4 protein-coding genes are annotated in these 4,978 nt (G+C 43.6%); 2 read left to right on the forward strand and 2 right to left on the reverse strand.

Annotated features, from left to right (window positions below):
* The coding region (locus tag O9295_RS19780) for an RNA-guided endonuclease InsQ/TnpB family protein (protein ID WP_288034750.1) at positions 1-485 on the reverse strand (485 nt) is incomplete at its 3' end.
* A gap of 128 nt (positions 486-613) precedes the next feature.
* On the opposite strand from O9295_RS19780, the gene O9295_RS19785 reads away from it, so the two are divergent.
* Entirely contained in the window at positions 614-1,615 is a 1,002-nt protein-coding gene (locus tag O9295_RS19785; protein WP_288034752.1) for a CsgG/HfaB family protein, read from the forward strand.
* Positions 1,616-2,404: 789 nt separating this feature from the next.
* A complete protein-coding gene (locus O9295_RS19790) occupies positions 2,405-3,367 on the forward strand; it encodes a protochlorophyllide reductase (protein WP_002759735.1) in 963 nt (320 codons plus the stop codon).
* 232 nt (positions 3,368-3,599) lie between these two features.
* Here the strand turns inward: O9295_RS19790 and gltS are convergent, their stop codons facing one another.
* The gene (gene gltS, locus O9295_RS19795; protein WP_002795469.1) at positions 3,600-4,808 is read right to left on the reverse strand and encodes a sodium/glutamate symporter; all 1,209 of its coding nucleotides are present in this window, start codon (positions 4,806-4,808) and stop codon (positions 3,600-3,602) included.
* Between the last annotated feature and the right edge of the window lie 170 nt (positions 4,809-4,978).

The raw sequence follows: 4,978 nt of genomic DNA on the forward strand, positions 1-4,978 counted from the left end.
ATATGCCAACGTCCTGAGGGATGTAATCTGACTGTTACTGTACTTGGGTCACAGCTTTCTGGTATTTGTCTTGACCATCGAATAGGTAAAGGTTCTGTGCATTTGGCTAAATAGATTTGTTTGTCTTTAAATTTAAAAGCAGACTTAGTAAATTCGGCACTTCCTCCCTGATGTTTTTTCTTAAAGTTGGGATACTTAGTACGACCAGCAAAGAAATTAGTAAAAGCTGTTTGTAAATGTCTTAACCCTTGTTGTAAAGGTACACAGCTTACTTCATTGAGAAAGTCTAATTCTTCTTGCTTTTTCCAATCAGTTAGCATTGAAGAAGTTTGAGCGTAGCCTACTCTTTCTTGTCTTTCATACCAAGCTTGTGTTCGTTCGTGGAGAGCTTTGTTGTAAACTAATCTTACACAGCCCAAAGTGCGCCGCAATAGCGACTCTTGTTCGGGTGTGGGGTAAAATCGAAACGAATAGGCTTTTTCCATGTCCTTTCACACTAGCATATATTTCGTAAATGTGCTAATATTTAACAGTAAAGCCGTCGTAGAACGACGGGGTTTCAGACCCAAATTTTCGATGATCTATATTCTATTTGACTGGAGAACCCCTTATCATGTTTGATCGAGATAGTATCCGTGGTTTTTCTGTCTTGATTACCCTTGTGGGAGTCGCTTCTAGTTTGGGTTTTAGCTTCAACGCACCGGCTTTCTCCCAAGCTATCTCTAACAATTTACCCCTACTCTTAGCCCAAAAAAGCGAAAAGGTGCGAGTAGCGGTTTTAGACTTCGATTATAGCGGTCTCAGTAATCCCCAGTGGTTAACATTTCTCAATGGTGGAGCCAGTGGTGTCAGTGATATTCTCGTCAATAAATTGGTGGAAAGTGGTCGCTATACAGTCATTGAGCGCAGTCGCATTGATGCTGTCCTCAGAGAACAAAATTTTGGGGCTTCGGGACGGGTAGATGCCGCTACCGCCGCTCAAATCGGGCAAATTTTGGGGGTAGATGTGGTGATTATCGGTTCGATTACCCAATTCGATTTACAAAAAAAACAATCTGGTGGCTCGTTTATTATTTTTAGCACCGCCAAGACAGAAACCGATGCTTTTGTCAAGTTAAATGTCCGGGCAATTAATACCACCACGGCCGAAATTATTACCACCGCTCAGGGAGATGGTACTGCCAATCAATCCGATGGTTCAACCGTGGTTTTAGGGGTTGGGGGTGGTTCCCAAACCTCCAACGAAGGGAAATTACTCAGTATTGCCACGGATAAGGCAGTGGCGCAGGTGGTGGATAATCTCAATGATAAAGCCGACCAAATCGCCGCTACACCTCGCTCGCTCCCGACTGTCACCGCTTTAGTGGCTGCCGTGGCGGGAAATCAGGTAATTCTCAATAAAGGTACGGGAGAAGGCTATCGTGTCGGTTTACGCATTTCCATCGAACGGACGACTCAAACGGTCAAGGATCCGCAAACGGGTAAGGTTATCCGTCAGATTACTCAACCGATTGGCACTCTCGAAATTGTCGAAGCTGATGGTCAATCTAGCGTCGGTCGCATCATTACCGGTAATGGTTTTAAAGTCGGTGATTTAGCTAAACCCATTCGTTAGTTATGAATTATGAATTGGGGAAGTGGGGAAGTGGGGAGATCGGTAAACTTAAATCTGATAACTGATCACTGATAACTGATCACTGATCACTGATAAGTGAACACTCACGAAAATTTGAAGTTATTTGACACTCCCGTCGCACTAAGCGCTTCGGGATTCTTAGTTCAACGAGTCCACTTAAATTAGATGCCTTGCGTTATCCAACCCAGAGGTGGTTCTCACGCTTGCGCGTTACTTTTCGTATGCCCTACGATAGTCCCCCTGGCCCCCCCCGACGTCGGGGGGGGCCAGGGGGGGGGTACAAAGTTTGCTTGAATTGAAACGTTAGCTTCAAATACTGCTTTGTCTATTTCCTGTAAAGATTTTACATCACGAGCAGGGGGAAACTAGAACTATTGAGTAGAACCCCATATCTTTAATTGTCAAGGTGCAGATAGCGTAGTGGTTAGACTACATGGGTTTTTAAAGCGGTTGATTACCCTATCCGCTCTACTTACATGGTAGCTATTTGGCCTGAGTAGGTCAAGACCCTTACAAGAAGAAGTTATTCGAGATTTTGTCAGGAGACTGGACGCTTATTTTTAATCGTGCTTCGTGTCACTGAGCCTTTACGTTGAGCCTTTACATTGAGCCTGTCGAAATGTGTCGAAGTGCTGTTTTATATTGGCGCTTGGTTTCATCCCGTCGCTTTTAGGGACGGGATGAAACCCCGACATTTGAGATAAAATTTATAATCGGAATCCCTTGGATATTCCCTAGACCAGAGCGATTAACGAAAACTATCAAAAAATGGTACAAGATCAAAAACCCACGGTGATCATTACTGGGACAACTTCTGGAGTCGGTCTCTACGCCGCTAAATCCCTTGCTCAAAGAGGTTGGTTTGTGGTTATGGCCTGTCGGGATATCCCGAAAATGGAACAGGCTGCCAAGGAATTGAACATTCCCCGGGATAACTACTGTATGGAATTTATCGACCTCGGTTCCCTCGATAGCGTCCGGCGCTTCGTTAAAAATTTCCGGGCCTTGGGCAGACCCCTAACCGCTTTAGTCTGCAATGCCGCTATCTATCTGCCTTTGCTCAAAGAACCCTTAAGAAGTCCCGACGGTTATGAATTGAGCATGGCCACCAATCATTTAGGTCATTTCCTGTTGTCAAATTTGCTCTTGGAAGATCTAAAAAATTCTCCCTCTCCCGACCGCCGTTTAGTCATTCTCGGCACTGTCACCCATAATCCCGATGAATTAGGCGGTAAAATTCCTCCTCGTCCCGATTTGGGCGATTTGGACGGGTTTGCCAAGGGTTTCAAAGAGCCGATTACTATGGCCGACGGCAAAAAATTTGAATCGGTCAAAGCCTACAAAGATAGTAAGGTGTGTAATGTTCTCACCATGCGGGAACTGCACAAACGCTATCACCAATCGACCGGAATCACTTTTACTTCCCTCTATCCGGGTTGTGTGGCCGATACACCCCTTTTCCGCAACCATTACCCCTTTTTCCAGCAGTTTTTCCCCTGGTTCCAGAAAAATATCACCGGTGGCTATGTTTCCCAAGAATTAGCCGGGGAAAGAGTCGCTATGGTGGTGGCTGACCCCGAATACCGTCAATCCGGTGCTTACTGGAGTTGGGGCAATCGTCAGAAAAAAGAGGGTAAATCCTTTGTTCAAAGGGTTTCTCCTCAAGCTCGCGACGATGAAAGAGGGGCAAAAATGTGGGAATACAGCGCTAAATTAGTCGGATTAGCCTAATTTCTGATTTTGAGCCTGAAAAAGGACACAAGTTAACTTGTGTCCTGCCGAAGCGGGGAGCGCCGGAGCAGCAAGAAACAATCCATAACTGGGTTTTTAAAGTTCGATTAGCAGTTAATCATATTATTAAAAACGGATTTGGTATTATTCCGATTTTACTGCAAGCTTTGGCCAATCTTGACGGAAAAGATTAGTCAACTTTCCTCAAAAATTACTTGATCGATAAAAATTTTTAAGTCAGAAAATTCAAAAATTGCTGGATGATAAAAGCATTAGACAAATCGATAAAAAATGCCCCCACCAAAGGAACAATAATAAATGCCTGGGGAGAAGCCCCAAAATGTTCCGTCACCGCGGTCATATTGGCGATAGCTGTGGGAGTTGCCCCTAGAGTTAAACCCAAATAACCGGCGCAAACTACTGAAGCATGATAGTTTTTTCCCATTACGGGAAAGACCAGTAAAACAGTATAAATAATACTGAGTGAGAACTGCACTAATAACAGGATAGCAATCGGTCCGGCCAAATCGATCAATGTCCATAATTGTAAACTCATCAAGGACATAGATAGGAATAAACCGAGACTAACATCAGAAATTAAGGCTAAAGAGGGCGTATTAGCGGGCCAAGGAAAGCGTTTCAACACCAAAGGTACGGTATTAGTCAGGATAATTCCTGCCAATAAACAGGGGACAAAATCCGGTAATTTTAAACCAAGGGGAGTCACCCAGTAGTTAATCTGATTACCTAAACCGATAGTTAAACCAATCACTAAGATTGAATGGAGCATTGTATTGTAATCGATATTGACATTCCTCTGGCTTTGTTTAATTCCCACCGTTAAATCTTGGTCTTGATTATTGGCTCGCAGTCGATTTCTAGTAATTAACCATTTAGCCACCGGTCCGCCAATAATTCCCCCTAAAACTAGCCCAAAAGTAGCACTAGCTACACCAATTTCTGATGCTTTGGCGATGCCATAATTATCACGAAAAATAGAAGCCCAAGCAATGGCAGTCCCGTGACCCCCACTCAAAGAAACGGAACCAGCAATCAAACCGATGGGTAAATCCAATCCCATCACTTTTGCCACTCCTAACCCAGCTAAATTTTGTAGAATGAGATAAACCACGGCGGTTATTAATAAAATTAGCAAGGGTTTACCCCCTTGCAGCAGGGTTTTTAGTTTTGAGGACAGCCCGATAGTAGTAAAAAAAACGATTAACAGGGCATCCCGAACATTAAGGGTAAATTCAATTTGCCATTTAAAAACAGCAAAAAATAGACCGAAAAATAAGGAAGCCAAGACACCACCAGCAACGGCATCAGGAATGTTATAATCTTGTAGAAATTTGATATTTTTGGTTAAATACTTACCGAGATAGAGGACTAGAATAGCCATAATAATTGTCTGGCGTTGGCTAAATTGGTAAATTTCCATTTTCTTAATCTTAGTTCTCCAAGATGCTCTACTTAGGGTTTGCTGAAAAAGTTTTTCCTAGGGGCAGGGTGTAGGGTGTGGGGTGTGGGGTGTGGGGTTTTACCGATTTTGAGGGGGTCAATTACCTAATTTTCAGGGAAAAAGTCCCTGAATTTACCCCTGATCACTCC

The sequence above is a fragment of the Microcystis sp. LE18-22.4A genome (genome assembly GCF_027531105.1).
Lineage (GTDB): Bacteria > Cyanobacteriota > Cyanobacteriia > Cyanobacteriales > Microcystaceae > Microcystis > Microcystis aeruginosa.

Coding starts and splice junctions, on each gene's coding strand:
- gltS (WP_002795469.1), bottom strand. CDS start 4,808: ATGGAAATTTACCAATTTAGCCAACGCCAGACAATTATTATGGCTATT.
- O9295_RS19785 (WP_288034752.1), top strand. CDS start 614: ATGTTTGATCGAGATAGTATCCGTGGTTTTTCTGTCTTGATTACCCTT.
- O9295_RS19790 (WP_002759735.1), top strand. CDS start 2,405: ATGGTACAAGATCAAAAACCCACGGTGATCATTACTGGGACAACTTCT.